Raw genomic sequence first — 26,401 nt, forward strand, 5'->3', positions numbered from 1 at the left:
ACCCTGGCGTGGCTGATCGCCTCGTTGTTCGCGGTGCCCGCGAGCACAACCTCCGCGGCGTGGATCTCGACCTGCCCCGCGACAGCCTGATCGTGTTCACCGGCCTGTCCGGGTCCGGGAAGTCGAGCCTCGCCTTCGACACCATCTTCGCCGAAGGGCAGCGCCGCTACGTCGAGTCGCTCTCGGCGTACGCCCGGCAGTTCCTCGGGCAGATGGACAAGCCGGACGTCGACTTCATCGAGGGCCTTTCGCCCGCGGTGTCGATCGACCAGAAGTCGACCTCGCGCAACCCGCGCTCGACCGTGGGCACGATCACCGAGGTCTACGACTACCTGCGCCTGCTCTACGCCCGCGCCGGCAAGGCGCACTGCCCCACCTGCGGCGAGCCGATCAGCAAGCAGACCCCGCAGCAGATCGTCGACCAGGTGCTCGCCATGGAGGAGGGCACCCGGTTCCAGGTGCTCGCCCCGGTGGTGCGCGGCCGCAAGGGCGAGTACGTCGACCTGTTCGAGAACCTGCAGCAGCAGGGCTACGCGCGCGTGGTCGTCGACGGCACGGTTCACGCGCTCACCGACCCGCCGAAGCTGAAGAAGCAGGAGAAGCACCAGATCGGCGTGGTCATCGACCGGCTGACGGTGAAGGCGGCCTCGCGGCAGCGGCTCACCGACTCGGTCGAGACGGCGCTGCGGCTGGCCGACGGCCTGATCGAGCTCGAGTTCGTCGACCTGCCCGAGAACGACCCGCACCGCATCCGCGGCTTCTCCGAGAACCTCGCCTGCCCGAACGGCCACCCGCTGGCCATCGAAGACCTCGAGCCCCGCTCGTTCTCCTTCAACTCGCCCTACGGCGCGTGCCCCGAGTGCACCGGCATCGGCATCCGCAAGGAGGTCGACCCGGAGCTGGTGGTCCCGGACGACGAGCTGTCGCTGGCCGAGGGCGCGATCGCGCCGTGGTCGGGCGGGCAGAGCGCGGATTACTTCATCCGGCTGCTCGAGTCGCTGTCGGAGACCATCGGCTTCCGGATGGACACGCCGTGGCGGCGGCTGCCCGCGCGCGCCCAGAAGGCGGTGCTGCACGGCGTCGACGAGCAGGTCCACGTCCGCTACAAGAACCGCTACGGCCGCCAGCGCTCCTACTACGCGAACTTCGAGGGCGTCATCCCGTTCCTCGAGCGGCGCCAGGAGCAGACCGAGTCCGAGTACATGCGCGAGCGGTACGAGGGCTACATGCGCGAGGTGCCGTGCCCGGCCTGCCAGGGCACCCGGCTCAAGCCGGAGATCCTCGCCGTCACGCTGCAGCACAAGACCCGCGGCGACATGTCCATCGCCGAGGTCTGCGCGCTGTCCATCGCGGAGGCGTCGCAGTTCCTCGACGAGCTGGAGCTGGGGCAGCGCGAGGCGATGATCGCCGGTGCGGTGCTCAAGGAGATCCAGGCCCGCCTGCGCTTCCTGCTGGACGTCGGCCTGACGTACCTCTCCCTCGACCGCGCGTCCGCCACTCTTTCGGGTGGTGAAGCGCAGCGGATCCGGCTCGCGACACAGATCGGCTCCGGCCTGGTCGGCGTGCTGTACGTGCTGGACGAGCCGTCGATCGGCCTGCACCAGCGCGACAACCACCGCCTGATCGAGACGCTGACCCGGCTGCGGAACCTGGGCAACACGCTGATCGTCGTCGAGCACGACGAGGACACCATCCGCTCCAGCGACTGGGTGGTCGACATCGGCCCGGGCGCGGGCGAGCACGGCGGCCACATCGTCCACAGTGGACCGTACAAGAAGCTGTTGAAGAGCAAGGAGTCGCTGACCGGGCAGTACCTGTCCGGCCGTCGCAAGATCGAGGTGCCGGCGATCCGGCGGCCGGTCGACAAGAAGCGGCAGCTGACCGTCGTCGGCGCGCGCGAGCACAACCTGCGCGGGCTGGACGTCTCGTTCCCGCTCGGCTGCCTGGTCTCGGTGACCGGTGTCTCGGGCTCGGGCAAGTCGACGCTGGTGAACGACATCCTCGCGACCGTGCTGGCGAACAAGCTCAACGGCGCGCGCCAGGTGCCGGGCCGCCACACCCGGGTGAACGGCCTCGGCAACGTCGACAAGCTGGTGCGGGTCGACCAGTCGCCGATCGGGCGGACCCCGCGGTCCAACCCGGCCACCTACACCGGCGTCTGGGACCACGTCCGCAAGCTGTTCGCCGCGACCACCGAGGCGAAGGTGCGCGGCTACCAGCAGGGCCGGTTCTCGTTCAACGTCAAGGGCGGCCGCTGCGAGGCGTGCGCCGGCGACGGCACGATCAAGATCGAGATGAACTTCCTGCCGGACGTCTACGTCCCCTGCGAGGTCTGCAAGGGCGCCCGGTACAACCGGGAGACCCTCGAGGTGCACTACAAGGGCAAGACCGTCTCGGACGTGCTCGACATGCCCATCGAGGAGGCCGCGGAGTTCTTCGAGCCGATCAAGGCCATCCACCGCCACCTGCAGACGCTGGTGGACGTCGGCCTCGGCTACGTCCGGCTCGGCCAGCCGGCGCCGACGCTGTCCGGCGGCGAGGCGCAGCGCGTCAAGCTGGCCAGCGAACTGCAGAAGCGCTCGACCGGCAAGACGGTGTACATCCTCGACGAGCCGACCACCGGCCTGCACTTCGAGGACATCAGCAAGCTGATCGGCGTGATCAACGGCCTGGTCGACAAGGGCAACTCGGTGATCGTGATCGAGCACAACCTCGACGTGATCAAGACCTCCGACTGGATCATCGACATGGGCCCCGAGGGTGGCTCGGGCGGCGGCACGGTGGTCGCCGAGGGCACGCCGGAGCACGTGGCGGGCATCGAGGAGAGCTACACCGGCCAGTTCCTGAAGACGGTCCTCACGGCCGACTAGCGGCTACCGCTCCTTCCCGGTGGTCTGGTGGACCACCGGGGAGAGCGGGCCGTAGTGCAGCGTCCGAAGCCGGTAGGCCGAGCCCTCTTCGCCGGGCAGCAGCGAGAGCGTGCACGTCGTCACGTCCGGGTCGGTCACCTCGACCGGGTCGAACTCCGGCGCGCCCGGGCGGCGCATCTCCAGCAGGAAACCGGCTTCGTCGGGGGAGTGGTCGGCCCAGGTGAACGTCACCGTGTCACCCGAGACCACCGTGTGCAGGTCCGTCGTGACCGGGCCGGTGAACGGCTGCACCCGGTAGTAGAACCGCGTCTGCGGGATCAGGTCCGGGTGGTGGTAGCCCGTCGTGTGGGCGGGCAGGAACCGCAGCGTCGTCCACGGGCCGTCCGGGTCGTTGGCGTACTCGACGCGGTGGCCCGCGCCGTCGTCCGGCCAGCTGAGCACCACGTCCGTCGGCGAGGTCAGGGCCGCGGTGAAGGCCGGCGGCGGCGTGGCGGAACAGCCGGCGGCCAGCAGGGCCACGAGGACGAGGGCTTTGCCGGGCACGGCGGCCTCCCACGGGGACGGGGGCGGCGGTGCGGACGTCACGAGCTTAGGAAGCCCGCCCGCACGGCGACAAGATCGTGCCGATCACCGGGACACACCAATCCGCCGCCGAACCGGCACCGAACGGGTGTGAAACCGGCTGAACCGTTTCCCGCGACCGTCCGTGTCTCCAGGTGTCGAGGTCCACCGGATGGTGGAGCCGCCCTCACCGAGGAGAGAACGTCATGAACCGTATCCGGCCGCTGGTCGTCAGCGCGCTGGCGCTCGTCGCCGTCGCTTCCTTGTCCGCCTGCGGCGAGATGGCCGACGGTGCCCAGGGACCGCAGCACGGCGAGCCGGGGCACAAGATGCTCCAGGTCGGCACGGTCAACGGGGTCGGCTCGGTGGTCACCGACGCCGACGGCAAGACGCTCTACCGGTTCGACAAGGACCTCTCCCAGCCGCCGACGTCGAACTGCGACGGCGACTGCACGAAGTCCTGGCAGCCGATGCTCGCCGGGGTGGCCACCCCGATGCTCAAGGGCATCCAGGACACCCAGGTCGGCACGACGACCCGCAAGGACGGCAGCAAGCAGATCACGCTCAACGGCTGGCCGCTGTACGAGTTCACGGGCGACAAGGTGGCGGGCGACATGAACGGCCAGGGCGCGAACGGCACGTGGTTCGCGATCGCCCCGGACGGCAGCAAGATCACCGCGGGCAGCAAGGCCGGCGGATCAGGGTCCTGACGGACGACGGGTTTCCGGGCAAACGAGGAAGGACGGGCAGCCGATGAACACCATGGTCGCGCTGCGCTCGGCGCACGCACCGCCGGTGGAGCTGAGGGTTGCAGTACTGTCCTCGCCGACTCAGAACACCGTCGGGAGGACGAGGGTGGCCATAGGAGGCAGGCGGCCTAAGAAGGCCAAAGGCGAAGACCTGATTCGGCAGCTGTACGCCGAACACGGGCGAAGCCTGCTGGCCTACGCGACGAGGCTGACCGGGGATCGGGCGGCAGCCGAGGACGTGGTCCAGGAGACGCTCGTCCGTGCGTGGAAACACGCGGACGACTTGCAGAACGACGGAAAAGGCTCGGTGCGCGGCTGGTTGCTGACCGTCGCGCGCAACCTGGTCACCGACCGGGCACGGGCCCGTGCGGCGCGGCCACAAGAGGTGGCCGAACCGGCCGAAGGCGTGCCGACCCCGGCCGTCGAGCGGGACCACGCCCAGGGCGTGGTCGACTCGATGACCGTGCTCGGCGCGATGGACGGGCTGTCCAACGAGCATCGAGAGGTCCTGGTGGAGATCTACTACCGGGGACGGACGGTGGCCGAAGCGGCGAGAACACTGGGCGTCGCACCGGGTACCGTGAAATCAAGGTCGTACTACGCACTACGAGCACTCAGAGCAGCGATGATTTCGAGCGGAACGGAGGTGGCGCGATGAACTCGGTGGACGAGAGTCACACGCAGCTCGGCGCGTACGCCCTCGGCGCGCTCGATCCCCACGAAGCAGCCGACTTCGAGCGGCGGCACCTGCAGACCTGCGCGCAGTGCCGGTTCGACCTGAACGAGCTCGTGGCTCTGCGCGACTCGCTCGACGAGGTACCGCCCGAGGCGTTCCTCGACGGGCCGCCCGAAGGCGGGGACCTGCTGCTGCAGAAGACCCTGCGCCGGGTGCGCGACGAAGAAGAGCGCGCCGCTCCGGCTCGTTCGGGCGGACGCCGGGGCCTGGCCCTGGTCGCGGCGGCGGTGCTGGTGGTGGCCGCGCTCGGCGGCGGCATCCTGGTCGGACGGCAGACGGCTCCGGACAGCGGCGGCATCGCAGCTCCGGCATCGGACGTGCCCGGCACGAAGAACGTCGAAGGGCGGGATCCGACCACCGGTGTGCAACTGGCCGCGGCGGTGGCCCCGTTCCAGGGCTGGGTCAAGGTCGACGTCAACGTCAAGGGCGTCAAGGCCGGCGAGAAGTGCCTGCTCCAGGTGGTCACCAAGGAAGGTCAAGCGGTGACCGCGGGCAGCTGGCAGGTGTCGGAGAAGTGGGAGAACCAGGGCTTCAAGCTCGACGGGTCGGCGCTGGTCGCCCCCGACGACGTGAAGTCGGTCGACATCGTCACGGTGGACGGCCGGAAGCTGGTCTCGGCCCAGGTGTGACGTGACGGGCGCGCGCTACCGGTTCCGCAGCACGTGGCTGCTTCCGCGAACCGCGCCCGGGCGGGTGTTCGACGTGGTCACCGACCTCGCCGGCTACCCGCGGTGGTGGTCGGACGTCCGTGCGGTGCGCCGCGTGGACGACGACACCGCCGAGCTGGTTTGCCGGTCCCGGCTGCCGTTCCGGATCGTCGTCCGGATGCACCGGGACCACCAGGACGAGCGCACGGGCCTGATGCGGGTCAGGCTCAGTGGCGACCTCGACGGGACCCTGGCGGGAGCGGTCCGCGCGGCGGGCGCGGGCACGCTGCTGGAGATCACCCAGGACGTCCAGGCCCGGAAGGAGTTGCTGCGGCGCTTCGACACGGTGGCCCGGCCGCTCTTCCGCGCGAACCACGCGCTGATGATGCGGCGGGGCCACCGTGGGCTTTCCGCCTACTTGGCCTGACCGGAGCTGCAGAGCTCCGGCTCGGTCACGGCGCCCGCAGCAGCAGCGGCAGAGCGGGTCCGGCGGGCCAGCACCAGCCCGCCCAGCGCGACGGCCGCGATCAGGAAGCCCGCGCTCACCCCGTAGGCCAGCCGGAACCCCGCCGCCAGCGCCTCGCGGTGGTCCAGCCCGCGCAGGCTCTCCGTCCGGGAGGCGGCCACCGCGGCCAGCACCGCCGTGCCGACCGCCGCCCCGACCTGCTGGGTCGTGTTGATCAGGCCCGACGCCACCCCCGCGTCCGACGCCGGGACGTCCGCCATCGCCAAGCCCATCAGCGCCGGGATGGCCGCGCCGGCGCCGAGGCCCATCAGCAGCAGCGGCGGCAGGACGCCGGCGAAGTAGGAGTCCGAGGCGCGGGTGAGCAGCAGCAGCCCGACGATCACCAGCCCGAGCCCCGCGAGCAGCACCGCGCGCGGCCCGAACCGGGCCGTGAGCTTGCCCGCGAAGCCCAGTGACGCCACCGCGATCACCAGCGGCACCGGCAGGAACGCGACGCCGGTCCCCAGCGCGTCCAGGCCCAGCACTTGCTGCAGGTACAGCGCCGTGACGAACTGGAAGCCGAGCATCCCGGCCACCATCAGCACCATCACCACGTTCGCGCCGGTCACCGCGCGGATCCGGAACAGCCGCAGCGGCAGCAACGGCGTCCGCGCCTTCGCCTGCCGCACCGCGAACGCCGCGAGCAGCACGGCGGCCGCGGCCACCGCGCCCCACGACGCAGCCGAGATGCCGTACACACCCAGCATCACCGCGGCGGTGACCAGGACGGCACCCAGCACGTCCAAGCCGTTGCGCAGGCCCGTTCCGCGGTCCGCCTCGACCACCCGGACCGCCAGCAGCAGCGCGGCCACGCCGATCGGCAGGTTGACGTAGAACGTCCAGTGCCAGTTCAGCGCCTGCGTCAGCGCACCGCCGGCGATGAGCCCGATCGACGCACCCGCCGCCTGCGTGAAGCTGTAGACGCCGATCGCCTTCGCCCGGGCCCGGGGCTCGGGGTACATCGTGACGATCATCCCGAGCACCACGGCCGACGCCAGCGCGCCGCCGACGCCCTGGGCGAACCGGGCCACGACCAGGACACCCGCGTCCGCGGCCAGGCCGGCGACCAGTGACGCGAGGGTGAACAGGCCCAGCCCGCCGAGGAAGACGCGGCGGCGGCCGAGCAGGTCGCCGAGCCGTCCGGAGAGCAGGAGCAGACCGCCGAAGGCGACCAGGTAGGCGGTGAAGACCCAGGAGAGCCCGGCGGACGTGAAGCCGAGGTCGGCCTGGATCGCGGGCAGGGCCACCGCGACGATGCTGCTGTCGAGCACGACCATCAGCGAAGCGGCGCACAGCACCGCCAACGCGAGGCCGCGCGAGCGGGTGGGGTGGTTCTCGGCCATGACAGGCCCCTCCAGTCGAGAGTTCCCCTGGTCGTCGCCAGGGCACTTCTTGTAACAGTGCCCATCATGTGTGACTATGAGTGCCCGCGTAAGGAGGCACTTCCATGTCCCAGGGGAACATCGGTGTACCCGTCCAGGTCACCGAGATCGACCCGGAGAAACTCGACGTCTGCACCGTGCTGGAGGTCATCAACCGGATCAGCGGCAAGTGGGCGATCGGCATCCTCCTGGAGGCCATCCGCGGCCCCGTGCGGTTCACCGAGCTGGAACGCGCGGTCGAGGGCATCAGCCGGCGGATGCTGACGCTGACCCTGCGCAACCTCGAGCGGGACGGCCTGCTGGTCCGCACGATCTACCCGACCGTCCCGCCCCGCGTGGAGTACGAGGCCACGGCGATGGCGAAGGAGCTGTACCAGTCGCTGAACGGCCTGCTCGGCTGGGCGGAGCAGCACCGCGACGACATCGCCGCCGCGCGCATCGCCTACGACACGGCCGGCTGAAACGTGGAACGGGCCGCGGTGCGAGGTCGGGGAGACTCGCACCGCGGCCCGCGGTGGTTCGTGCACAGCGGGGGCGTGGGCACGAACGTCGAGGGAACTACCTCACCGCGACTTCTTCGGGCTCGGGCTGCTGCTCCTCGTCGATCAACGTGGCCTCGTCGAACGGCGCTGTCCCGGCGAACACCCGTTCCGCCTGTTCGCGGTCGAACTCCTTGGTCCAGTTCCCGATGAGGACGGTCGCCACCGCGTTGCCGGCGAAGTTGGTCAGCGCGCGGGCCTCGGACATGAACCGGTCGATGCCGAGGATGAAGCCGACGCCGTTGACCAGTTCCGGCCGGTGCGACTGCAGGCCGCTGGCCAGGGTGGCGATGCCGGAGCCGCTGACACCCGCCGCACCCTTCGACGCGATGATCATGAACACCAGCAGGCCGATCTGGGCGCCGATCGAGAGCGGCTCGTCCTGGGCCGCGGCGATGAACAGCGTCGCCATGGTCAGGTAGATGGCCGTGCCGTCGAGGTTGAACGAGTAGCCGGTGGGCACGGTGATGCCGACGACCGACTTGCCGACACCCAGGTGCTCCATCTTCGCGATCAGCCGCGGCAGCGCCGATTCCGACGACGACGTCGACAGGATCAGCAGGAACTCGCGGCCGAGGTAGCGCAGCAGGCTCAGGATGTTGACGCGGGCGCCGAGCCACAGCACCAGGCCGAGGACGACGAACACGAACACCAGGCAGGTCGCGTAGAAGCCGATCATGATGACCGCGAGGCTCTTCAGCGCGGCCCAGCCGGTCGCGCCGACCACCGCGGCGATGGCGCCGAACGCGCCGATCGGGGCGGCCCACATGATCATCGCCAGTACCCGGAAGACCAGGCGCTGGATGTGCTCGACCCCGCGCAGGATCGGCGCGCCCTTCGGGCCCAGCTTCTGCAGCGCGAAGCCGACGAGCAGCGCGATGAGCAGCGTCTGCAGGACCTGGCCTTCGGTGAAGGCGGACACGAACGTCTTCGGGATGATGTGGAGCAGGAAGTCGACCGGGCCGTCGGTGCCGGTGGCGGACTTCTGGACGCTCTTCACGTCGGCGGGGTTGAGGTGCAGCCCCTCGCCCGGGTGCAGCAGGTTGCCGACGACCAGGCCGATGGCGAGCGCGAACGTCGACATCACGATGAAGTAGACCAGCGCCAGGATGCCGACCTTGCCGACCTTGGCCGCCTTGGCGACCGAGCCGACCCCGATCACGATGGTGCAGAAGATGATCGGCGAGATCATCATCTTGATCAGGTTGACGAACCCGTCGCCCAGCGGCTTGAGGCCCTTGGCGAAACCGGGGAAGAGAAAACCCACCAGGATCCCGAGCAGGACCGCGACGATCACGGCCAGGTACAGGTAGTGGGTCTTGTCGCGGCGGCGCGGCGCCGCGTCGGGGGTCGGTGTAGGCACCGTTGCCTCCAGCTCGGGGGTGTTCAGGTTGCGGCACACTGTAGGCCGAGTTCGGTGATCCGGCTCACTTGTGTTCATTGAGTTCGTGTGATGATCGCACCGTCCCGTTCGGACAGCCGGCCGCGCGGTGTGCTGGTATGAGGAGGTGCCCCCGACGGTGCGGTCCCATTGGAGCCTCGCGCGCCAGCTGCTGGTGCTGCAGCTGGCGGTGCTCTGCGTGCTGGCCGGCGCCGGGATCACCTTCGCCTGGATCGACGCGCAGCGCGCGGTGGACGAGAACGCGCGCGACCAGGTCCGCGCGGTCGCGGCGACGGTCGCGGACGCGCCGACCGTCGCCGCCGCGGTGAGCACGCCGGACCCGAGCGTGACGCTGCAGCCGTTCGCCCTGCGCGTGCAGGCCCACACCCAGGTCGACTTCATCACGATCATGAGCCCGGCCGGGATCCGCTACACGCACCCGAACCCGGCCCTGATCGGGCAGCACTACATCGGCACCATCGACCGGGCGCAGCGCGGCGAGGAGCTCACCGAGACCTACACCGGCTCGCTCGGCCCGTCGGTGCGCACGGTCGTCCCGGTGTTCGACGCCGGCCACCGGGTCGTCGCCCTGGTCGCGGTCGGGATCACCGTCGCCGCGATCTCGGCCGAGCTGCGCGAACGGCTGTGGCCGCTGTTCGGCGTGGCCGGCGCGGTGCTGGTGGTCGGCGCGCTCGGCGGCTGGCTGATCAGCGCCCGGCTGCGGCGCCAGACCCGCGGTGTCGCGCCGGACGAGCTGAGCAACCTGTTCGAGTACCACGAAGCCGTGCTGCACTCGGTCCGCGAAGGCGTGCTGCTCGTCGACCGGGACGGGCGGATCGGCCTCTGCAACGACGGCGCCCGCGCGCTCCTCGGCCTCGACGCCGACCCGGTCGGCCGCGACCTGGCGACGCTGGGCCTGCCCGGCGGGCTGGCCGAAGCGTTCACGTCGGCGGAGAACCGGGCCGAAGAGCTGCACCTGACGGATTCGCGCGTGCTGCTGGTCAGCACGACCGCCGTCCGCTCGGGCGGCCGCGCGCAGGGCACCGTCGTCGTCCTGCGCGACCACACGGAACTGCAGACGCTCACCGGGGAGCTGACCACCGCCCGCGGCCTCGCCGAGGCGCTGCGGTCACAGGCGCACGAGGCCGCGAACCGGTTGCACACGGTCGTTTCCCTCGTCGAGATCGGCAAACCCGAGCAGGCCGTCGAGTTCGCCACCGCCGAGCTCGCCCTGGCGCAGGAGCTCACCGACCGGGTCGTCGGCGCCGTCGCCGAGCCGGTGCTCGCCGCGCTGCTGCTGGGCAAGGCGGCCGAAGCGAGCGAGCGCGGGGTCGAGCTGACGGTCACCCCGGACACGGTGATCGACGACGTCTCGCTCGGCATCGAGGCCCGGGACCTGGTGACCATCCTCGGCAACCTGATCGACAACGGGCTCGACGCGGCCGTGCGCGGCACCGGCCACCCGAAGGTCGTCGTCACCGCCCGCACGGACGAAGACGGGCTGCTCCTGCGCGTCGCGGACTCCGGTCCCGGCGTGCCCGAGGACGCCGACGTGTTCCGGCGCGGCTGGTCGACGAAGGCCGAGGACGGCCACGGGCTGGGGCTCGCGCTGGTCGGGCAGGCGGTGCGCCGCTACCGCGGCACGGTCGAGGTCGGGCACGACGGCGGCGCGGTGTTCACCGTGCGGCTCCCGCGGCAGGAGGCGAGCCGGTGATCCGCGTGCTGGTGGTCGAGGACGAGCCGGTCGCCGCCGAGGCGCACCGCGTGTACGTCGAGCGCCTGCCCGGGTTCGCCGTGGCCGGCGTGGTGCACTCGGGCGGCGAGGCGCTGCGGTTCTGCGAACGCGAGCCGGTCGACCTGGTGCTGCTGGACTTCTACCTGCCGGACACGCACGGACTGGCGGTCTGCCGCTCGCTGCGCGCGGCCGGGCTGCCGATCGACGTCATCGCGGTGACGTCGGCCCGCGACCTCGGCCTGGTCAAGGCGGCGGTCTCGGTCGGCGTGGTGCAGTACCTGCTCAAGCCGTTCACCTTCGCCACCTTGCGCGAAAAGCTGGAGCGCTACGCGGAATTCCGCGACGCTTCCGGCGAGGTCACCGGCCAGGCGGAGATCGACCGCGCCCTCGGTGCCCTGCGCACGACGGAGCAGCCCCCGCTGCCGAAGGGCATGAGCGTCCAGACCCTGGAAGCGATCACCGACGCCCTTTCCGGCGCGGCGGAGGGCCTTTCGGCGGGCGCGGCGGCCTCGGCGATCGGGGCGTCCCGCGTGACGGCCCGGCGCTACCTGGAGTACCTGGCGGACAACGGGATGGCCCACCGCGAGCCACACTACGGCCAGGTCGGGCGGCCGGAGGTCTGGTACCGCTTGACCCGCGTATAACGACTGCCGGCTCAGGACGACTCGGCTCCCGGCTCGCCGGCTCCCGTCGCCGCGGCGGACCGGATCACGTCACGGGTGCGCCAGCCCCACTGGCTCGTCCGGCGATCGATGTCGAAGGCCAGCAGTTCCAGGTGGTATTCGGTGCGCTCCAGCCCGAGCTCTTCGAGCCCCCACCGCCTTGCTTCGCTTCGCTCGCGATCCGGCTGCTGGGTCGCCAGGAAGGTGAAGTAATCGGTGCTCCTGACGCGCAGCCGGACTCCCGGTGCCTCGTCGACACCAATACGGTGGACGGAAAACCCGGACACGGCACAGGTTGGGCCGTTCCAGTGTGCGTGTGCGCCCGCGCGGGCCGACTCTCCTTGACGCGCGGCTACCTCGTCCCGTAGCCGCGCGACATCGGCGGGCAGGTCCACCACGGCGGGATCGACGACCACGTTCACCGCTTGCTCATCGATGACCTGGGTGCCGTCTCCCTCGACGATCACGACGCTCGTCCGCAGCGGGCCGAGGGTGCGTATAACGGCCTACACGGCTGCGTCTGCGACTTCCGGCGGTTCCGGCGACGCTCGCCGTGCGGTACACCGGAACGATCACCGACCAGGGGAGTGCCGCCATGCGGAAGTGGGCCGGGTTCGTCGCAGCTCTCGTCGTCACCGCCGGGCTGGCCGCGCCGGCGCACGCCGCCGAGCCTGCGGCCTCCGTCACCGAGGTGCAGGTGAGCGGGCCGGTTGCGCAGCGGTTCAACCTCGTCGTCCTCGGGGACGGCTACACCGCCGCCGAGCAGCCGAAGTTCTTCGCCGATGTCCAGCGGCACGTGCGCACCCTGTGGTCGCTCGAGCCGTTCAAGTCCTACCGCAGCTACTTCAACGTCTTCGCCGTCTCCATCGCCTCACCGGAGTCCGGTGTGGACTGTGACCCGGGCCTGGACGCGCCGCGGCGCGACACCCCGCTGAACATGGGGTTCTGGGGCGGCTGCAACGCGCAGAGCGTGCAGCGGCTGCTGACCGTCGACGACGCGGCCGCCCAGCGGTACGCCGACCTCGTGCCCGGCACGACCCGCGCGAACCGGCAGATCCTGGCGCTGGGCAACAGCTCCACCTACGGCGGCGCGGGCGGCACGTACGCGACGGCATCCGGCGGGAACGCCTTGTCCGCGCTGATCTCGCCGCACGAACTCGGCCACTCTCTCGGCGGCCTCGACGACGAGTACGACTACTACGCGCGCAACGTCCCGGGCGGCGCGTACGAGGGCGGCGAACCGGCGTCGATCCACCACACGCTGCTGACCGAGCCGCAGATGCGCGCGCAGCACGCGAAGTGGTGGCGCTGGCTCGGCGAGCCCAGCGAGTCCGGCGGCACGATCGGCCGGTTCGAAGGCGGGCTGTACACCCAGACCGGCGTCTGGCGGCCGAGCCGTCACTCGATGATGAAGACGCTCGGCTACGCGTTCGACCAGGTCGGCCGCGAGCGGATGACGCAGCGGATCGCGGCGAAGGTCCCGCTGATCGCGGGCGGCACCCCGGCGGGGACGATCGGCGCCGACCGCGTGGTGTGGGTCCGCCCGATGCACCCGGTGGACCACCGCCTGGACGTCACCTGGACGCTGGACGGCAAGAGGCTGCCCGGCCGCGACGCGGTCGACCTGCGCACCGCGCACGTGAAGCCCGGCCGCCACACGCTGACCGCGACGGTGACCGACCCGACGCCGTTCGTCCGCGACCCGGCGGCCCGGCCGTCCGCGAGCCGGACCTGGACGGTGGACACGGCGGTGGTCACCGCGCCCGCGGGCGGCCCGGCTGTCGTGGCGTCGACGTCGCTGCCGGTCGGCGGGCACGACGTGGTCTACGTCGAGACGGGTGAGCCGACCGGCTCGATCCCGGAGGTTTTCTGGTCCCTGGACGGCCGTTACGCCGGGACTGGCACCGACTACGCCCTCGACCTGTCTCGCGGCACGCACACCCTGACGGCGACGACCGGCGGCACGACGGTGACGTGGACGGTGGACGCGACCGGCCCGGAGACCACGGCGGAGCTGCCCCCGGGCCCCGAGTACCACGACTCGTTCACGCTGAAGCTCGAGTCACCGGACGGCATGCCGGAGTTCCGCGTGGACGGCGACGGCTGGCACAAGTACTACGGCTGGCCGACGGACCCGAACGCGCCGTACCTGTTCACCCCGCGCGGCACGGAAATCGACGGGCTCGCGTACGGCAACCTGGGCGAGGGCGGGCTGACGGTGTCGCCGTTCTCGGAGCGCAAGCCGGGGTACGGCCAGCACCGCATCGAGTACCGCTCGATCGACGCGGCGGGCAACGTGGGCCCGACGAAGTCGGTCACGGTGACGCTGCTGCCGTAGTCTGTCCACGCCCGGAGGTGCGTGTGGACAACTCCGCGCGCTGGTCGGTATCCGGCCGGGTTTGTCGGTGGCAGCCGATAGACTGGACTTGGGAACGCCCCCCAGGGAGGGCGGGGAGTCTGCGGGCCCAGGCGCGCAGCCGCTAGCGCGGCCGGCCCGGCACCCCGGGCCGCAGCTGCCACGGGTGCGGACCGTCCAACGGCCGGTACTCCACGCCCAGCGCGTCCAGCCGCGGCAGGTGGTGGTCGCGCAGCCGGGGCAGGAACTCCTCGTAGTCCCGCGGCCCGGAACTCCAAGCCACCTCCGCGAACGCCGACAGCCGTGGGAACGCCATGTAGTCCACCCGCCGCACGCTGTCCAGGTGCTCGCTCCACACCTGTGCCTGCACGCCGCGCAGCCGCGCCCCGCTCAACGCCGGCTCGTACGCGTACACGTCCTCCAGCGTGTGCACCTCCCCGACCGGGATCGGCTCGTCCGGGTGCGGAGACTGCCGGTGGTCCAGGTACACGTGCTGCTCCGGGCACATCACCACGTCGTGCCCGAGCGAAGCCGCCCGCAGGCCTGCCTCCTCGTTCTGCCACGAAGCGATCACCATCGGGGGGAGCCCGTCGATGTCGAGGACCTCGTCCCAGCCCATCGGCGTCCGGCCGCGGGCCACCAGGTGCGAGGCCAGCTGCCGCACGAACGCGCGGTGCTCATCGGTCGCGCCCGGGGTCTCGTCGCCGCCCAGGGCGATCACCGGCGACGGGAAGATCTCCAGCAGGTGGTCGAACACCTCGCGGAAGAAGTCCAAAGTGGACGGAGTAGGCGAAAGCAGCGAAGTGCTGATCCCCCAGGAAGTCCAGACCTCGTAGGAGGACGACGTCCCCAGCGAGGGATAGGCGGCGAGCGCCGCCCGCGCGTGGCCGGGGATGTCGATCTCCGGCACCACCGTGATCGCGCGCGCCGAAGCGTAGGCGACGATCTCCCGCAGGTCGTCACCGGTGTAGAACCCGCCGTGCGGACGGCGGTCCTGCTCGCCGCCGCTGCCCACCATCGACGACGGCCGCCAGCCGCCCACGGACGTCAAACGGGGGAACGACGGGACCTCGAAGCGCCAGCCCTGGTCGTCGGTGAGGTGCAGGTTCAGCACGTTCAGCTTGTGCGCCGCCAGCAGGTCGACGAACCGCAGCACCTCGGCCTTGGTCCGGAAGTGCCGGGCGACGTCGAGCAGGCACCCGCGCCACCCGAGCCGCGGGTGGTCCTCGACGACCCCGCACGGCAGCGACGACGGCGCGAACCCGGCCACCCGGAACGCGGCCGGGCCCGCCAGCTGCCGCAGCGTCTCCCGTCCGTAGACCTCCCCGGCGGCGTCGGCCACTTCCAGCACGACACCGGACGGGGAAATCGTGAGCCGGTAGCCCTCCGGTGGCAGTGAAGCGGGCCGGACGTCCACTGTGGACGGCCACGGGCACGTGCCGGGAGCGGGCGTCACGGAGACCGGGCGGGGGAGCAGGGTGTCGAAAGCCATGTCAGCCCTTCACGGCGCCGGCCATGCCGGACACCAGCCGTCGTTGGACGAGGACGAAGAACACCAGCACCGGGATCGTCATCAGTGTCGAAGACGCCATCACCGCACCCCAGTCGGTGTCCTCCGGCTTGAAGAAGACCAGGATCGCCTGCGGCAGTGTCTGGTTCTCGGTCTTGGAGACGATGAACGTCTTGGCGAACAGGAAGTCGTTCCACGCGTGGATGAACGCGAGCACGCTCACGGCCACCAGCCCCGGCGCCACCAGCGGGAAGAGGATCTGCCAGGTGAACCGCACCCGGGACGCGCCGTCCAGCTTCGCCGCTTCCTCGAGTTCCACCGGCACCGCGGCGACGAACCCGCGCAGCATCCAGATCGCGAACGGCAGGCTGAACGCCAGGTGCACCAGCACCAGCGAACCCAGCTCGTTCAACCCGAAAGCCGGCACAGCCGCACCGAGTGACCGCATCAGGAAGAACAGCGGGATGGTCAGCGCCTCCACCGGCACCATCTGGGCCACCAGCGTCATCACCAGCAGCACCGTGCGCCCCCGGAAGGAAAACCGCGTCAAAGCCACCGCCGAAAGGAACGACAGCAGCAGCGACAGCGCCACGACGACCAGCGCCACCAGCAGGCTGTTGACGAAGTACCGCCCGAAGCCCGAAACGGTGAGCACGCGCGAGAAGCTGTCGAACGACGGGTGGAACGTCCACGGCTTCGGCGAAGCCGACTGGATCTCGCCCGCCGGCTTCACCGCCGACAGCAGCATCCAGTACAGCGGGAAGGCGACGATCCCGGCGACCACGACGGTGACGACCTCGGCGATCAGCCGGCCCGGACGTTTCACAGCCATGCCGCGCTCCGGCGCTGCGACCGGACGTACAGCCCGGTGACCGACAGCAGCAACAGCGTCATCACGACTCCGATCGCCGAGCCGAGGCCGTACTCCTGCCCGGCGAAGGCCTGTTGGTAGGCGTACACGTTGAGGACCAGGTTGCGCCCGGCCACGCCGCCGCCGTTGGTCATCACGTAGATCTGGGTGAACACCTTGAAGTCCCAGATGATCGACTGGACGGTGGCGATCATCAGCAGCGGCCGCACCATCGGCAGCACGATCGTGCAGGTCGTGCGCCACGCCGACGCGCCGTCGAGCGAGGCGGCTTCGAGCACCTCGTCCGGCACGCCCTTGATCCCGGCGTACATGGTGACCAGCACGAACGGGAACGAGCACCAGATCACCTCGGCGGCGACCAGCCCGAACGCGCCGAGCGTGCCGAACGTCCACGAATGGTGTTCGAACGGCAGCCCGATCCCCGACAGCACCTCGTTGACCAGGCCGAAGTCGGTGTCGAAGAGGAACAGCCAGACGTAGGAGCCGGCGATCGCCGGCGTCGACCACGCGCCCAGCGCGGCCAGGAACAGCAGCATCCGGGGCAGCGAACGCACCCGCGAAGCCAGCACCGCGAGCCCGGTGCCGACGACGAGCGAACCGACGACGCAGGCCGCGGCGAACCCGACCGTCTTGCCGAGCACGGTCCAGAACTGCGCCTGGGACAGCAGGTCCGCGTAGTTGGCGAAGCCGAGGAACACCAGCGGCGCGTTGCCCGCGGCCTGCGGCTGGCCGTAGTCGTAGAACGAGATCACGACCAGCTGGTAGATCGGGTAGGCCAGCAGCGCGGCGAGCAGGACGCCCGCCGGGGCGAGGTAGAGCGCGGCGGCCCGGCCGTCCCCCTTCCGCCGCGGCCGCCGTGCGGGCGCCGTGGCGGAAGGGGTCTCCTGGATCGTTACCACTAGCCGAAGGCCCGGTTCATCGCGGCGGCCGCGTCGGCCAGCGCCGCCGCCGGGTCCTTGCCGCCGGTGGCGATCTGCTGCACGGCCGTCGGCAGCACGTTCTGGCTGTCGATCTTCGACCACGCCGGCGTCGCCGGGACGAACTTCGTGCCCGCCTTGAGCGTGTCGACGAACGGCTTGAGGAACGGGTCGTTCGCCGCGAGCTTCTGCTGCACGCTGCCCAGTGTCGGCAGGTTGCCCATCGCGGTGTACATCTTCTCCTGGTACTTCGCGCCGCCGAGCAGCTCGACGAACTCCAGGGCCAGGCTGCGGTGCTTGCTCGCCTTGAACACGCCCAGCAGGTTGCCCCCGGCGAACGCGGGCGCGACGCTGCCCGCCGTGGTGCCCGGGATCGGGACGACGGCGTACTTGCCCTTCACCGCGCCCTGCTCGACGGCCTTGCGGTTGAAGTCGCCACCGATCGTCATCCCGGCCTTGCCGCCGGCGAACGCGGTGACGCTCTGCGTGCCGGTCAGGTTCGCGCACTGCGCGGGCGGGCAGATGTCGTCCTTGAGCAGGGACGCGTACTGCGTGACGCCGGCCTTGGCCTGCTCACCGTCGACCGTCGACTTCCACTTGCCGCCGGTGTCCTGCGCGAGCTCCCCGCCGTTGGCCCAGAGGAAGGGCAGCATGGCGTAGGTGTACTTGCCGCCGACGGAGATGCCGTAGAGGTCCGGCTTGGCGGCCCGGATCCGGCGGGCGGTGTCGGTCAGCTCCGCCAGCGTCGACGGCGGCTTGAGACCGAGCTCGGTGAAGACGTCGGTGCGGTAGTAGAGCGCCCGGATGCCGGTGTACCAGGGCAGGCCGTAGGTCTGGCCGCCGGACTTCGCCGTGTCCAGCACGGTCGGGATGAGGTCCTTGCCCTCGGGCCACGCGGCGAGGTCGCCGGTCAGGTCGGCCAGCGCGCCGGTGGCCGCGTAGCTGGAGACGTCGGTGTTGCCGAACTCGGCGACGTCCGGGGCGTTGGCCGGGTCGTTGAAGGCGCCGGAGAACTTGTCGGCGCGGCCCTCGACCGGCACCCACTGGACGTCGACCTCGACGCCGGAGTGGGCCGCCTTGAACTCGGTGATCGCGTCCTTGACCGCGGCTTCCTTCGGCGCGCGGTTGGCTTCGTCGAACAGCCAGACGCGGACGGTGCCGGTCTTGTCGTCCCCGCCGCTGCCCGCGGGCGCGGACTGGGTGGGCGCGCAGCCGGCCAGCAGGGCCAGCCCGGCGACGACGGGCAGGGTGCGGCGCAGTCTCATGGTGAACCTCACGAGGCGAAGTAGACGGAGTTGACGGACCCGACGGCGAGCGAACCGGCGGGCGCGCCGGGCAGGCCGGTGGCCGGGTCCCGCGGCAGCCAGGTGACGGTGCCGGAGCGCTGGTTCGAGACGTAGAACCAGCTTTCGGAGGGGTCGAGGGCGACGTGCCGCGGCCAGTTCCCGCCGGTGGACACCGTGGACACCAGCTTCAGCGTGGCGCCGGAAACGGAGAACGTGGCCAGCGTGTTCGGGCCGCGGACGGTGGCGTAGGCGAACTTCCCGTCTTGCGAAAGGATGATCTCGCCCGGGTAGAGCTCGCCGGTGCTCCCGCTGGGGACGGCCGGGACGACGGAGAGCGCTTTCAGCGTCCCGGTGGCCGCGTCCCAGCTCGCCACCGTCACCTCCGGCCGCAGTTCCTGCAGGATGTAGGCGAACTTCCCGCTGTGGTCGAACGCGAGGTGCCGCGGCCCGGCGCCGGCGGGCAGCTTCAGCTGCTGGTGCAGCGAAAGCTTCCCGGCGGTGAAGCCGTAGACGTACACCGAGTCCGCGCCCAGGTCGACCGCCAGCACCCAGCGGCCGGTGGGGTCGTTGACGACCTGGTGGGCGTGCGCCTGGCCGGAGTCGGCGTGGTGGGTCACCAGGTCGGTGGCCGCACCGAGCTTGCCGCCGGCCAGGATCGGCAGCACGACGACGCTGCCCGAGCTGTAGTTGGCGGCCAGCACGTACTTCCCGCTCGAGTGCACGCTCAGGTGCGTCGGCGCGCCACCCTTCGACGAAACCTTGTTGAGCAGCTTCGGTTTCGCGGGATCGGCGATGTTCAGCGCCGAGACGTACCCTGCCGGGTCGCCTTCGTTGGTGACGTACAGCGTCTTGCCGTCGGCGCTGCGGTCGAACCACGACGTGTCGCTGATACCGGGCACCGTGCGGACGGGGTTCAGCGCGGCGCCGGACCGGCTCGTGACGTCGAGCCCGTGCCCGGTCGCCCCGCTGGTGTAACTGCCGATGTACACGGTTCCTCCGGCGAAGCAGCCTTTCGGCGTGGTGGCGGCCGACGCGAGCGAGCTGCCCAGAACGGTGGCGGCGCCCGCGCCGGCCGCGGCGCCGAGGAACGTGCGACGGGAAAGTCCGGTCATCGTCTTTGTCTCCCAACGGGTTTCGGCGGTGACGGACTCCAGTATGGTCTAGACCACGGCCATGAGCAATGCCGAAGCCCCGAATCCCGAAAGGGAAAGCACGGTTTCCAGCGCGGTCCAGGACTTCAGCGTCTGCGGCACGGTGAGGTTGAAGTACCGCGAAACGATCCAGAAGCCGCCGTCGTTGACGTGCGAGGCGATGATCGAGCCCGCCGAAATCGCCATCACCAGCAGCGCCAGCTGGATCTGCGAATACCCGAGCTGGGCCACGGTCGGCGCGATGATCCCGCTCGTGGTCACGATGGCGACGGTCGCCGAACCCTGCGCGATCCGCATGCCGCAGCTGATCACGTACGCCGCGAGCAGCACCGGCAGCCCGGCGTCGTGCAGCGAGTCGGCCACGGCCTTGCCGATCCCGGTGGCCGAGAGCACCGCGCCGAAGAACGCGCCCGCGCCGACGACCAGCAGGATCATCGCCACCGGCCGCAGCGACTTCGCGGCCAGCTCGTTGAGGTCCTTGCCGGTGAACCCGCGCCGCAGGCCCAGCAGCCAGGACGCGAGCAGCACGGCGACGGTCAGCGCGACCGCGGGCGTCCCGATGAACGCGGCGACACCGGCGAGCGCGGAGCCCTTGGGCAGCCAGATGCTGCCGAACGTGCCGGCCAGGATCAGCACCAGCGGCACCGCGATGATCGCGGCGACCAGCCCCAGCGACGGCGGGTTGTCCTCGCGTTCGCCCTCTTCCTCGGCGAAGACCATGTCCTCGGGGACGTCGACGGAGATGCGCTTGCCGATCCAGGTCGAGTACAGCACGCCGCCGATCAGGAACGCGGGGATGCCGCAGGCCAGGCCCATCAGGATGATCCAGCCGAGCTCGACGTGCAGCAGCCCGGCGGCGGCCACCGGGCCGGGGTGCGGCGGCAGGAAGGCGTGCGTGATCGACAGGCCGGCCAGCAGCGGCATCGCGTACAGCACCAGCGACTTCCCGCCCTGGCGCGCGGCGACGTAGACCAGCGGGGCCAGCACGAAGATGCCGATGTCGAAGAACACCGGGATGCCGAAGACGAACCCGGCGACCCCCATGGCCAGCGGGGCCCGCTTCTCGCCGAACGACCGCAGCAGCGCGCCGGTGAGCACCTTGGCGCCGCCCGAGCGTTCCAGGATCGAGCCGAGGATCGTGCCCAGGCCGATGATCGCCGTGATGTGCCCGAGGATGCTGCCGAACCCCTTCTCCAGCAGGGAGTCCGATGCCTTCTGGGCGGAGCCGACGATCGTGCCGACCGGCAGGCCGGCGGCCAGCGCGGTCAGCAGGCCGACCACGATCAGCGCGATGAACGGTTCCAGCTTGAGCTTGATGATCAGCACGAGCAGGACGGCGATCGAGACGGCGGCGAGCGTCAGCAGCCCGCCCGTGGTGTGTTGCAGCCAGTGGATCATCGGGCTCTCCGGGGGTTGCGCAGGGAGTGTCCGGCGAGGGCGCCGGTGGGGGTTCCGTCGTCGAGGGCGGCGGTGCCGTTGACGAAGACGTGGGTGATCCCGGCGGCGGGCTGCCGGGGATCGTCGAAGGTGGCGGTGTCGGTGACCGCCTCGGGGTCGAACAGCACCAGGTCGGCGGCGTAGCCGGCGCGGACCAGCCCGCGGTCGGCCAGCCGCAGCCGCCGCGCGGCCCGCCCGGTCAGGTGGGCGACGCACTCGGCGAGGTCCAGCACGCCGAGCTCACGGACGTACCGGGCGAGGTAGCGGGGGAACGTGCCCCAGGCGCGCGGGTGCGGCCGGGCGCCGACGAGGAGGCCGTCGCTGCCGCCGGTGTGCGTCCGGTGCCGCATGATCGCCTGGACGTTCTCCTCGTGCCCGACGTGCATCAGGCAGGACGTCCCGAGCCGTTCGTCCAGCAGGGTGTCGAAGTACAGCTGCGCCGGTTCCGTGCCTTGCTTGACGGCTGACGCGGCGACGCTGTGGCCGACCAGGTGGGCGTTGTGCTCGTGGCGCACGCCGTTGATTTCGATGGCTTCCCAGTCGATCGGGACGCCGTGCGCACCGTCCGAACCGGACTCCTCGATCTCGGCGCGGATCCGCTCGCGTTCGTCCACATCGGACAGCCGGGCGAGCGTGGCGTCGAGGCCGCCTTCGGTGGCCCAGCTCGGCAGGAGCGCGCTCAGGTAGGTCGCGCCCGGCAGGTACGGGTAGGTGTCGAGTGAGATGTCGCAGCCGTCGTCGAGGGCGTCGTCGAGCAGCTGCAGCAGGTCAGGCGCCTTGCCCTTGTTGACCGAGAAGTTCATCGTGGCGTGGGCCAGGTGCAGCGGGCAGCCGGACTGCCTGCTCACGTCGATCATCTCGGCGAACGCCTCGAGGGCGCCCTTGCCGTAGCTGCGGTGGTGCGGGCTGTAGAAGCCGCCCCGCTCGCCGACCACCCGGCACAGCTCGACCAGCTCGCTCGTCTCCGCGTACATCCCGGGCGTGTAGGTGAGGCCGGACGACATCCCCATCGCGCCCTCGGCCAGCCCGGTCGCGACCAGTTCCTTCATCCGGTTGAGCTCGGCCTCGGTCGCGGGCCGGTCGGCCCAGCCGACGGCGAGCATCCGGACCGTGCCCTGCGGCACGAGGTAGGCGGCGTTGACGGCGATACCGCGGTCGAGCCGGTCGAGGTACTCGCCGACCGAGCGCCAGTTCCAGTCGAACCCCGGCGGGTCGTCGTTCCAGCCCGCGAGCTGCTGCCGCAGTGCCTCGAGCACGGTGTCGTCGACGGGCGCGTACGACAGGCCGTCCTGGCCGAGCACCTCGGTCGTGACGCCCTGGGTGATCTTCGCCGGGTGGTCCGGGTTGGCCAGCAGCTGCAGGTCGGAGTGCGAGTGCATGTCGATGAACCCGGGCGCGAGCACCAGGCCGTCGGCGTCGATGACCCGGCCGCCGGTCAGCGACCCGGCGTCGGCGACCTCCGCGATCTTCCCGCCGGCGAGGCCGACGTCGTGGCGGGCGAGCGGGGCGCCGCTGCCGTCGGCGACCAGCGCGTTCCGGATGACGACGGACATCAGAACCACGTCCGGACGTAGTCGACGACGGTTTCGCCGTCGGCCGCGGTCACCGGCAGCAGCGGCCACTTGTCGAACACCGTGCACGGGTGGGACAGGCCGAGCGCGATCCAGTCGCCGACCTCGACCGGGGAGCCGGGCGGCAGGGCCAGGAAGGCGTGCTGGTCGTTCAGCTTGGTGACGGTGTGGCCGTCGAGGGGTTCGGCGGGGCCGCCCGGGGTGCGGCGCAGCTGCGGCTGGGGCAGGCCCTCGTCGAAGGAGGCGTCGCGCTTGCCGATGGTCAGCAGGGCGAGCTCGTCCGACGGCTTCGACGTCACCTGCGCCCACGCCCGCAGCGCCGGCCGGAAGGAGTCGACGCCGTCGATGCGCGGGTGCTCGCCCAGCGGGGAGATCTCGCGGTAGAAGCCGTCGTCGTGGGTCAGGTAGGCGCCGCTGCGCAGCACCGGCAGCACGTCGAGGCCGTCCGGCCACGGCTTCGTCAGCTCGTTGACGACCCGGTCGAAGTAGGCGCTGCCGCCGGCGGTGACGATGATCTGCCCGTCGAGGAGTCCCTTGTCCGCCAGCAAGATCGCCAGGTCGCGCAGGCTGTCCACATAGGAGCTGATCTTGGCCAGCGCGGCCTCGTCGGTGCCGTGGGACAGCGCGCCTTCGTAGCCGCCGGTGCCCCGCAGCCGCAGCACGGGGCTGGCGTGGACCGCCTCGGCGACCGCCAGCGCGGTCGCGGTGTCGCGGACGCCGGTGCGGCCGCCGTCGGCCCCCACCTCGACGAGGACGTCCACCGGGCGCTCGGTGCCGTCGAGGGCCGCGGTCATCAGCTCGACCCCGCGCACCGAGTCGACCCAGCAGACGAACTCGAACCCCGGGTCGGCGGCCAGCTCGGCGGCCAGCCAGCGCAGGCCGGCCGGGTCGAGCAGCTGGTTGGCCAGCAGGACCCGGGACACGCCGAACGCCCGGTAGATCCGGAGGTGACCGGCGTTCGCGCAGGTCACGCCCCAGGCGCCGTGCTCGGCCTGTCGCGCGAACAGCTGGGGCGCCATGGTGGTCTTGCCGTGCGGTGCCAGCACCACGCCCCGCGCGGCGCACCACGCGGCCATCGTCCGCAGGTTGTGTTCGAGCGCTTCGTCGTCGAGGACGACGAAAGGGGCGAAGAACCCGTCGGTGAACAGGTTCAGCCGGCGGTCCGCAGCTTCGGCGAGGGTGAGCCCGGTCAGGGCGGGGGCGGCCGAGCGGAAGCGCCAGTCGATCCGCTCCTGGCGGAGGGCGTCGAGTGCGGCGTCGTTCAGGGTGAAAGCGGCGGGTGCGGTCATCGGCGGCGGTCCCTGGGTTGGCTGGTTCGTCGTTGCGTATGTTGCAACGACTGTTGCGCATTTTGAGTGCCATAGGTGTAGCATCCGGGTCGCCACAGGTCAACGGGGTGAAGAACAGGGGAGACGGAAAGTGACGAGCGGGCCCGAAGTGTTGTGCGTGGGCGAGACGATGGCGCTGTTCGTGCCCGCCGAGCCCGGCCCGCCGGAGCAGGTGAAGCGCTGGGTGCGCACCATCGGCGGCGCCGAATCGAACGTGGCCTGCAACCTGCCGACGCTGGGTGTGCGCAGCGGCTGGGTGAGCGCGGTCGGGGACGACCCGTTCGGCCGGGCGGTGCTGCGCGAGGTCGCGTCCCACGGCGTCGACGTCAGCGGGTGCGTTGTCGATCCGACCCGCCCGACCGGGCTCTACGTCAAGGAAAGCGGCGCCGGCGGCAGTCCGGTGCGCTACTACCGGGCGGGCTCGGCCGCGTCCGGGATGGGACCGTCGCTGCTGGACCGGCTGGACCTCGACGGCGTCCGCGTGCTGCACCTGTCGGGGATCACGCCGGCGCTGTCGGACAGCTGTCTCGCGCTGGTCCGCGCGCTGCTGGAGTTGCCCCGCGGCGACCGGCTGATCTCCTTCGACGTCAACCTGCGGCCGGCGCTCTGGACCGGCCGCGACCCGAGCCTGCTCGCCGAACTGGCCGCGCAGGCGGACATCGTGCTGACCGGCGACGACGAGGCCCAGCGGGTGTGGGGGACCGGCGACCCGGAACGGCTGCGGGCCCTGCTGCCGCAGCCGCGCACGCTCGTCGTCAAGCACGGCGAGCGCGGGGCGACGCTGGTCGAGGGGGAGCCGCTGTTCGCGCCCGCGCTGGCGGTCGACGTCGTCGAGCCGGTCGGTGCCGGGGACGCCTTCGCCGCCGGGTTCCTCGCCGCGACGCTGCGCGGTGCGCCGCCCCTGGAACGGTTGCGGCAGGGGCACCTGCAGGCCGCGGTCACCCTGCTGACCCACGACGACGTCGGCGTGCCGCTGCCGCGGGACGTCGTGGCTACCCTGCTGCAGGCGGACCCGGACGAGTGGCGTTCGGCGCGGCTGACCGGAGAGGGCGTGGTGCTGACGTGAGCCAAAGTCTGGACCGGGCGCTGACGTTGCTGACCTCGATCGCGCAGGACGCGCGCACCCTCGACGACCTCGCCGACGAGATCGGCGTGCACAAGTCGACCGTCCTGCGGCTGCTGCGCACCCTCGAGCAGCACCACTTCGTCCGCCGCGAAGGCGCCCGCCACTACCGGCTGGGCAGCGCCATGTTCGACCTCGCCAACCAGGCACTGGATTCGTTCGACGTCCGCCGCAGCGCGCACCCGGCGCTCGCCGCGCTCAACGCGCGCACCGGGCACACCGTGCACCTGGCCAGCTACGAAGACGGCGAAGTCGTCTACATCGACAAGTTCGAAGGCCGCCATTCGGTGCGGATGTACTCGCGCATCGGCAAGCGGGCGCCGCTGCACTGCACCGCGGTGGGGAAAGTCCTGGTCGCGGCGATGCCCGCGGCCCGCCGCGAGGAGATCGCGCGGTCGATCGAGTACCCGGTGCGGACGCCGAACACGATCACCACGGCGGCGGAGTACCTGGCGGAGCTGGAGCGCGTGGCCGAGCGCGGGTACGCGGTCGACAACGCCGAACACGAGGACTTCATCCACTGCATCGCGGCGCCGGTACGGGGGACCGGCGGTGAGGTGCTGGCCGCCGCGTCGATGTCGGTGCCGAAGGTGCTGCTCGACTACGAAGGACTGCTGGCGCTGGTGCCCGAGCTGCGGGCCGCGACCAGGGAAGCTTCCGTCCACAGTGGATGGACGGAGAACGGAAAGGGGCACTGATGAGCAAGACGGCAGTTTCCACCGAGAACGCGCCGAAGCCGCCGGCGAAGTTCTCGCAGGCCGTCCGCAAGGGGAACCTGCTGCAGGTCGCCGGCCAGGTCGCGTTCGACCCGGCCACGGGCGCGATCGTCGGCGACGACGTCGTGGGCCAGACCCGGCAGACGTTCAAGAACATCGAGGCCGTGCTGGCAGAAGCGGGTTCGAGCCTCGCGGACGCGATCATGGTCCGGGTGTACCTGACCGACACCGCGCACTTCGCGCCGTTCAACGAGGTGTACAACGAGCTGATCGGCGACGCCCCGCACGCGGCGCGCACGACGGTGTACGTCGGGCTGCCGGGCGAGCTGCTCGTCGAGATCGACGTGCTCTGCGTGCTGGACTGAGCC

General features: G+C 71.1%; 24 protein-coding genes. 12 read left to right on the forward strand and 12 right to left on the reverse strand.

Annotated elements, in window-relative coordinates; genetic code table 11:
• Positions 1-8 precede the first annotated feature (8 nt).
• Positions 9-2,870: an excinuclease ABC subunit UvrA gene (uvrA, locus tag ABZX11_RS15425; RefSeq protein ID WP_354913439.1), complete on the forward strand. Its 2,862-nt coding sequence runs from the start codon at positions 9-11 to the stop codon at positions 2,868-2,870.
• A 3-nt stretch (positions 2,871-2,873) separates the two neighbouring features.
• On the opposite strand, the gene ABZX11_RS15430 is transcribed toward uvrA, so the two are convergent.
• Positions 2,874-3,413: a fibronectin type III domain-containing protein gene (locus ABZX11_RS15430; RefSeq protein ID WP_354913441.1), complete on the reverse strand. Its 540-nt coding sequence runs from the start codon at positions 3,411-3,413 to the stop codon at positions 2,874-2,876.
• Between the two features lie 224 nt (positions 3,414-3,637).
• On the opposite strand from ABZX11_RS15430, the gene ABZX11_RS15435 reads away from it, so the two are divergent.
• From ABZX11_RS15435 to ABZX11_RS15450, 4 genes are all read left to right on the forward strand, one after another.
• Positions 3,638-4,141, forward strand: a complete 504-nt coding sequence (locus tag ABZX11_RS15435) for a hypothetical protein (protein WP_176171328.1) — start codon at positions 3,638-3,640, stop codon at positions 4,139-4,141.
• A gap of 145 nt (positions 4,142-4,286) precedes the next feature.
• Positions 4,287-4,838, forward strand: a complete 552-nt coding sequence (locus ABZX11_RS15440) for a sigma-70 family RNA polymerase sigma factor (protein ID WP_026469270.1) — start codon at positions 4,287-4,289, stop codon at positions 4,836-4,838.
• Complete coding sequence (locus ABZX11_RS15445; protein ID WP_176171327.1) at positions 4,835-5,545, forward strand: zf-HC2 domain-containing protein; 711 nt, start codon at positions 4,835-4,837, stop codon at positions 5,543-5,545. Before ABZX11_RS15440 ends, ABZX11_RS15445 begins: the two co-directional genes overlap by 4 nt.
• Before the next feature lies 1 nt (position 5,546).
• Positions 5,547-5,990, forward strand: coding sequence for an SRPBCC family protein (locus ABZX11_RS15450; protein ID WP_176171326.1), 444 nt, complete (start codon positions 5,547-5,549; stop codon positions 5,988-5,990).
• On the opposite strand, the gene ABZX11_RS15455 is transcribed toward ABZX11_RS15450, so the two are convergent.
• Positions 5,978-7,411, reverse strand: coding sequence for a DHA2 family efflux MFS transporter permease subunit (locus ABZX11_RS15455; protein WP_354913444.1), 1,434 nt, complete (start codon positions 7,409-7,411; stop codon positions 5,978-5,980). The genes ABZX11_RS15450 and ABZX11_RS15455 overlap by 13 nt on opposite strands.
• 104 nt (positions 7,412-7,515) lie before the next feature.
• Between ABZX11_RS15455 and ABZX11_RS15460 the strand changes: the two genes are divergently transcribed.
• A complete protein-coding gene (locus ABZX11_RS15460) occupies positions 7,516-7,911 on the forward strand; it encodes a helix-turn-helix domain-containing protein (protein WP_176171324.1) in 396 nt (131 codons plus the stop codon).
• A gap of 97 nt (positions 7,912-8,008) precedes the next feature.
• On the opposite strand, the gene ABZX11_RS15465 is transcribed toward ABZX11_RS15460, so the two are convergent.
• A complete protein-coding gene (locus ABZX11_RS15465) occupies positions 8,009-9,352 on the reverse strand; it encodes a cation:dicarboxylase symporter family transporter (protein WP_354913446.1) in 1,344 nt (447 codons plus the stop codon).
• A 157-nt stretch (positions 9,353-9,509) separates the two neighbouring features.
• Between ABZX11_RS15465 and ABZX11_RS15470 the strand changes: the two genes are divergently transcribed.
• Both ABZX11_RS15470 and ABZX11_RS15475 read left to right on the forward strand, forming a co-directional pair.
• A complete protein-coding gene (locus ABZX11_RS15470; protein ID WP_176171322.1) occupies positions 9,510-11,084 on the forward strand; it encodes a sensor histidine kinase in 1,575 nt (524 codons plus the stop codon).
• A complete protein-coding gene (locus ABZX11_RS15475) occupies positions 11,081-11,749 on the forward strand; it encodes a response regulator (RefSeq protein WP_176171321.1) in 669 nt (222 codons plus the stop codon). The genes ABZX11_RS15470 and ABZX11_RS15475 overlap by 4 nt, the downstream gene beginning before the upstream one ends.
• Positions 11,750-11,760: 11 nt before the next feature.
• Here ABZX11_RS15475 and ABZX11_RS15480 read toward each other — a convergent pair whose 3' ends face one another.
• On the reverse strand, positions 11,761-12,234 hold the full coding sequence (locus ABZX11_RS15480) for a hypothetical protein (protein WP_354913449.1): 474 nt from the start codon (positions 12,232-12,234) through the stop codon (positions 11,761-11,763).
• Between the two features lie 128 nt (positions 12,235-12,362).
• Here ABZX11_RS15480 and ABZX11_RS15485 point away from each other — a divergent pair, with 128 nt between their 5' ends.
• A complete protein-coding gene (locus ABZX11_RS15485) occupies positions 12,363-14,105 on the forward strand; it encodes a M64 family metallopeptidase (RefSeq protein ID WP_354913451.1) in 1,743 nt (580 codons plus the stop codon).
• A 142-nt stretch (positions 14,106-14,247) separates the two neighbouring features.
• Here the strand turns inward: ABZX11_RS15485 and ABZX11_RS15490 are convergent, their stop codons facing one another.
• From ABZX11_RS15490 to ABZX11_RS15525, 8 genes are read right to left on the reverse strand one after another with little or no spacing between them, the layout of a single operon-like run.
• The gene (locus ABZX11_RS15490; RefSeq protein WP_354913453.1) at positions 14,248-15,615 is read right to left on the reverse strand and encodes a beta-N-acetylhexosaminidase; all 1,368 of its coding nucleotides are present in this window, start codon (positions 15,613-15,615) and stop codon (positions 14,248-14,250) included.
• Between the two features lies 1 nt (position 15,616).
• A complete protein-coding gene (locus ABZX11_RS15495; RefSeq protein WP_354913455.1) occupies positions 15,617-16,465 on the reverse strand; it encodes a carbohydrate ABC transporter permease in 849 nt (282 codons plus the stop codon).
• Positions 16,456-17,403, reverse strand: coding sequence for a sugar ABC transporter permease (locus ABZX11_RS15500; RefSeq protein WP_354913457.1), 948 nt, complete (start codon positions 17,401-17,403; stop codon positions 16,456-16,458). The genes ABZX11_RS15495 and ABZX11_RS15500 overlap by 10 nt, the downstream gene beginning before the upstream one ends.
• A complete protein-coding gene (locus ABZX11_RS15505) occupies positions 17,403-18,686 on the reverse strand; it encodes an extracellular solute-binding protein (RefSeq protein WP_176171317.1) in 1,284 nt (427 codons plus the stop codon). The genes ABZX11_RS15500 and ABZX11_RS15505 overlap by 1 nt, the downstream gene beginning before the upstream one ends.
• Positions 18,687-18,694: 8 nt before the next feature.
• Complete coding sequence (locus tag ABZX11_RS15510) at positions 18,695-19,819, reverse strand: lactonase family protein (RefSeq protein ID WP_354913460.1); 1,125 nt, start codon at positions 19,817-19,819, stop codon at positions 18,695-18,697.
• A gap of 48 nt (positions 19,820-19,867) precedes the next feature.
• A complete protein-coding gene (locus tag ABZX11_RS15515) occupies positions 19,868-21,256 on the reverse strand; it encodes a gluconate:H+ symporter (protein WP_354913462.1) in 1,389 nt (462 codons plus the stop codon).
• Positions 21,253-22,848, reverse strand: a complete 1,596-nt coding sequence (locus ABZX11_RS15520; RefSeq protein ID WP_354913464.1) for a D-aminoacylase — start codon at positions 22,846-22,848, stop codon at positions 21,253-21,255. Before ABZX11_RS15520 ends, ABZX11_RS15515 begins: the two co-directional genes overlap by 4 nt.
• On the reverse strand, positions 22,848-24,155 hold the full coding sequence (locus ABZX11_RS15525) for an amino acid deaminase (RefSeq protein ID WP_354913466.1): 1,308 nt from the start codon (positions 24,153-24,155) through the stop codon (positions 22,848-22,850). Before ABZX11_RS15525 ends, ABZX11_RS15520 begins: the two co-directional genes overlap by 1 nt.
• A 157-nt stretch (positions 24,156-24,312) precedes the next feature.
• Here ABZX11_RS15525 and ABZX11_RS15530 point away from each other — a divergent pair, with 157 nt between their 5' ends.
• The 3 genes from ABZX11_RS15530 to ABZX11_RS15540 are packed head-to-tail and all read left to right on the forward strand — an operon-like array spanning position 24,313 to position 26,398.
• Positions 24,313-25,260, forward strand: coding sequence for a sugar kinase (locus ABZX11_RS15530; RefSeq protein WP_354913468.1), 948 nt, complete (start codon positions 24,313-24,315; stop codon positions 25,258-25,260).
• The gene (locus ABZX11_RS15535; protein WP_354913470.1) at positions 25,257-26,015 is read left to right on the forward strand and encodes an IclR family transcriptional regulator; all 759 of its coding nucleotides are present in this window, start codon (positions 25,257-25,259) and stop codon (positions 26,013-26,015) included. Before ABZX11_RS15530 ends, ABZX11_RS15535 begins: the two co-directional genes overlap by 4 nt.
• Positions 26,015-26,398: a RidA family protein gene (locus ABZX11_RS15540; RefSeq protein WP_086864195.1), complete on the forward strand. Its 384-nt coding sequence runs from the start codon at positions 26,015-26,017 to the stop codon at positions 26,396-26,398. Before ABZX11_RS15535 ends, ABZX11_RS15540 begins: the two co-directional genes overlap by 1 nt.
• Positions 26,399-26,401: the final 3 nt, after the last annotated feature.

It is taken from the genome of Amycolatopsis sp. NPDC004169, assembly GCF_040610315.1.
Lineage (GTDB): Bacteria > Actinomycetota > Actinomycetes > Mycobacteriales > Pseudonocardiaceae > Amycolatopsis.

Excerpts from the sequence above, each read along its gene's own strand:
- ABZX11_RS15515 (WP_354913462.1), bottom strand. The coding sequence starts at position 21,256 with ATGATCCACTGGCTGCAACACACCACGGGCGGGCTGCTGACGCTCGCC.
- ABZX11_RS15520 (WP_354913464.1), bottom strand. The coding sequence starts at position 22,848 with ATGTCCGTCGTCATCCGGAACGCGCTGGTCGCCGACGGCAGCGGCGCC.
- ABZX11_RS15445 (WP_176171327.1), top strand. The coding sequence starts at position 4,835 with ATGAACTCGGTGGACGAGAGTCACACGCAGCTCGGCGCGTACGCCCTC.
- ABZX11_RS15460 (WP_176171324.1), top strand. The coding sequence starts at position 7,516 with ATGTCCCAGGGGAACATCGGTGTACCCGTCCAGGTCACCGAGATCGAC.
- ABZX11_RS15505 (WP_176171317.1), bottom strand. The coding sequence starts at position 18,686 with ATGAGACTGCGCCGCACCCTGCCCGTCGTCGCCGGGCTGGCCCTGCTG.
- ABZX11_RS15525 (WP_354913466.1), bottom strand. The coding sequence starts at position 24,155 with ATGACCGCACCCGCCGCTTTCACCCTGAACGACGCCGCACTCGACGCC.
- ABZX11_RS15495 (WP_354913455.1), bottom strand. The coding sequence starts at position 16,465 with ATGGCTGTGAAACGTCCGGGCCGGCTGATCGCCGAGGTCGTCACCGTC.
- ABZX11_RS15485 (WP_354913451.1), top strand. The coding sequence starts at position 12,363 with ATGCGGAAGTGGGCCGGGTTCGTCGCAGCTCTCGTCGTCACCGCCGGG.
- ABZX11_RS15510 (WP_354913460.1), bottom strand. The coding sequence starts at position 19,819 with ATGACCGGACTTTCCCGTCGCACGTTCCTCGGCGCCGCGGCCGGCGCG.
- ABZX11_RS15490 (WP_354913453.1), bottom strand. The coding sequence starts at position 15,615 with ATGGCTTTCGACACCCTGCTCCCCCGCCCGGTCTCCGTGACGCCCGCT.
- ABZX11_RS15540 (WP_086864195.1), top strand. The coding sequence starts at position 26,015 with ATGAGCAAGACGGCAGTTTCCACCGAGAACGCGCCGAAGCCGCCGGCG.
- ABZX11_RS15455 (WP_354913444.1), bottom strand. The coding sequence starts at position 7,411 with ATGGCCGAGAACCACCCCACCCGCTCGCGCGGCCTCGCGTTGGCGGTG.
- ABZX11_RS15435 (WP_176171328.1), top strand. The coding sequence starts at position 3,638 with ATGAACCGTATCCGGCCGCTGGTCGTCAGCGCGCTGGCGCTCGTCGCC.